General features: G+C 35.8%; 3 protein-coding genes and 2 pseudogenes. 2 read left to right on the top strand and 3 right to left on the bottom strand.

Translation table 11 applies throughout. The annotated features are described in order from the left end of the window. The 3 genes and pseudogenes from ACLUJM_RS13365 to tnpA all read right to left on the bottom strand — a co-directional run. Positions 1-412 (bottom strand): isopeptide-forming domain-containing fimbrial protein (locus tag ACLUJM_RS13365; protein WP_412413039.1); only part of this gene is annotated, 412 nt, incomplete at its 3' end. 62 nt (positions 413-474) lie between these two features. Next, positions 475-789 (bottom strand): annotated as a pseudogene (locus ACLUJM_RS13360) (prealbumin-like fold domain-containing protein); the annotation flags it as partial. Positions 790-1,549: 760 nt separating this feature from the next. Continuing rightward, positions 1,550-1,964: pseudogene (tnpA, locus tag ACLUJM_RS13355) on the bottom strand (IS200/IS605 family transposase). A gap of 169 nt (positions 1,965-2,133) precedes the next feature. On the opposite strand from tnpA, the gene ACLUJM_RS13350 reads away from it, so the two are divergent. Together ACLUJM_RS13350 and ACLUJM_RS13345 are read left to right on the top strand one after the other, a co-directional pair. Further along, entirely contained in the window at positions 2,134-2,424 is a 291-nt protein-coding gene (locus ACLUJM_RS13350; protein WP_412413038.1) for a helix-turn-helix domain-containing protein, read from the top strand. 150 nt (positions 2,425-2,574) lie between these two features. Further along, positions 2,575-2,910: a TnpV protein gene (locus ACLUJM_RS13345; protein WP_412413037.1), complete on the top strand. Its 336-nt coding sequence runs from the start codon at positions 2,575-2,577 to the stop codon at positions 2,908-2,910. The last annotated feature ends 49 nt before the right edge of the window (positions 2,911-2,959 follow it).

Genomic DNA, 2,959 nt, shown 5'->3' with positions numbered 1-2,959 from the left:
CCTGCCCTTGCTTGGCTTTCTCTGTTACCTGTGCTTCATAGGTGACAATGATTGGTTGCCCTCCGTTTTCTTTTATAAAATCTTCGGCGAAGCTAATGTGCAAATCGGCTTCTTCCCCTGCCGTATTCTCTGCCCTTATCCTATAGGTCATTGAGCCTTCTGCTATTTCTTTATCATTCACCTTTACCGTGATTGGATGCTTGGCATCGTTTTGGATGGCCAAACCATCTTCCATCGTATCGATGATTATGAAGGTCGCCGGTGTGGGATTGCCAAAGAAACTAGCGTCATAATCAGGCATACTGGTCCTTATTTGATATGGTACATAATCGCCTATCTTAACTGAGCCATCACTGGCATCGGTAATGGTCTTATCAAAGGTTACTATCTCATTTTTCGGGTATGCCTCCACATCATAGACCCATGCACTACCTTCCTCATGATTTTGATAGTTATTTGTTGAAGGGATGGCAATTAAGAAAGGTTACCTAATATGTAATTGTTTGCTTTTGTTTCTATCACTAGATAATAGCCAAGCTTTAAATCTTTAAAACTTACCGTGCCACTGCCATCGCTAGTAGCAGTAGCTAAAGGAGGAAATTGTTCCGCCTTTATGGTAAGTTGTTGGCTTAGCTTTTCTAATTGTGTTGTAGAATAACTACCTAAAGCATCTGGTGTAACATTTTTTAAAACATCTTGAAAAGCTTCCTCAATAACAAAACGCGAAGTGCTTTCTTGTTCAAAACGCATGATTTTATAGATGCTGTAAGAGGCATCCGCTAAGGGATTTCCCTCGCTATCATGCTACGAAGGGTAAGCGAACCTGATGTTTGCGTAATTGTTGTTTCGTTGGAAAGATGTTTCTTTTGCCATTAATGGCAGAGCATAAGCAAACAATCCCTATCATCACGCAGAAACAATAACTGTCAATAAATGCCTCATCCTTTTCTTTTTCATATTATTTTCTCCATTTTCTGATATTCACTGACTGGCATAAATGCATATTGTCAAAGGATAGTTTGTTACCAACATCATGAATATCGTTTTATCTTTAAAAGAACCAATAAGTCCTTTTATAGCCAATATTGTTTATACGTATCATGATCAGCTTGCGAAATTATGTGAATTATAGTGCTATACGAAGAAAAATGTAGAAAAATGTTTTTACATAAAAGTTATATTTTGTATTTGTTTATTCGTTACATGTATCTTTTCATTAAAATTATAATAATTTCAGAAAATTCAACGCAGTGAATAACCATATCTAAAGCAAACATATGTAAATAAAAAAATGCTTATTTCATGATATTTGATACTTAAGGAATAAAGACAATTGTTTAAACATACCTATCATATAGAAATTAATTTTATTTTTTTTCGAAATTCCTTATCAAACACTTATTATCGATATATTCATTTCAAATATTAGTTTTATTCTCCTCTTTTAAATATCCACCAGCTTAGCTGGTGGTTTTTACGTAATCGCCCCAAGGGGCTCAGATTCAGGCTACGCTTACCAGCGTAACAATACGGTCTGGCATTTGCATTTCTATTTCTTATTACCCGTAAACGGGTCTTCTATATCCAGTGTCAATTGTTCACTTAGTTCATCTTCTTTTAATTGATTTTTTATATATGCTTCAATTACTTTGTCATTCTTTCCTGCTGTATCTACATAATATCCTCTACACCAAAATGATCGATTCCTATATTTATATTTCATATTCCCCCATTTCTGATAGATCATAATACTACTTTTCCCTTTCAGAAATCCCATAAATCCTGATACTGTCATTTTAGGTGGGATTTCAACTAGCATATGCACATGATCTGGGATACTTCTGCTGTTATAATTTTCACCTTTCCACTCGCATACCTCTCAGTATTGTTCCTATTTCAGCGCTTTTCTCCATAAAAAACTTTTCTCTATACTTTGGCGCAAATACAACACTATTCTCAATCACACAGACTTATATGAATACAAACACGGGAAGATGTTAATGCATTTACACTTTTGTTTGAAGGTATTCCTACAGAAAAAACCCTGCGGCAATGCTGAAATACTACCGGCAGCGAAGGGTCCAACCACGGCAGTTAGCCGAAAGTATATGAGTTGTACCCGCAACGGTGTTAATGTATGATCGTGAACGATTCCCGATACCATATCAAGCAGCCGTTGATATGGCTAAAGTCCTTGAAATTGATAGAAATCTGCTCTTCGATGAGTTTGATCAATTTCTGGATTATCCTTACAGTGATAGACTTCGTGAAGTCAGAAAAGCACACAGATTAAATCAAGCAACTTTTGCTGAAAAAGCAGGTATTAGTTTGAGCATCTATTCTAAGTGGGAGGGCGGTTCACGACAGCCGTCAAGAAAGATGTATGAGCAATTGGTAACCACATATCCTGAAATAAACATATGAAAATACAGCGTATCTGTGATATAACAGGTACGCTGTATTTTTTATTGGCACATTGGTGTTATACCTGTCTTTATTTAAAATAAAAGTACACTAAAATACAGGAGGAAAATACTATGGAAAAGTCATTATTTGAACAAATGGGGGGTACTTATGCGCAAGTCGAGATTATCTGCTACCAAATCTCATCTTACTCGAATAACAAGCTCAACCGCTCGGAGTATGGGACAGCGACATGCAAGATATTTAAAACAGCACCATAAAATTATTTATATAAACCTGTTGACAAGCGGAAAACTAAACAACTATCTTGTCGATATTGATAACCAAGCTGAAAATTTGTTTCTTCAGCTCGTAAAGCAACTGGCAGAAAGCGAAGACATAACAGAAGAACTTAAAGCGAAAAATCAGCTGGAATGGGTTGCGCAAATGAACAATGTTTACAACAGAGCAAGAGAAATTGTAAATTCTAAATTGATTTTTATATAGTTAAATCCGCTACCAGATTTTAACTGGTAGCGGATTTTGTGTTATACTA

The organism is Finegoldia sp., assembly GCF_046991905.1.
GTDB lineage: Bacteria > Bacillota > Clostridia > Tissierellales > Peptoniphilaceae > Finegoldia.
Note: the sequence above shows the minus strand (reverse complement) of the source record. Positions and strands in the feature narration are given on the sequence as shown.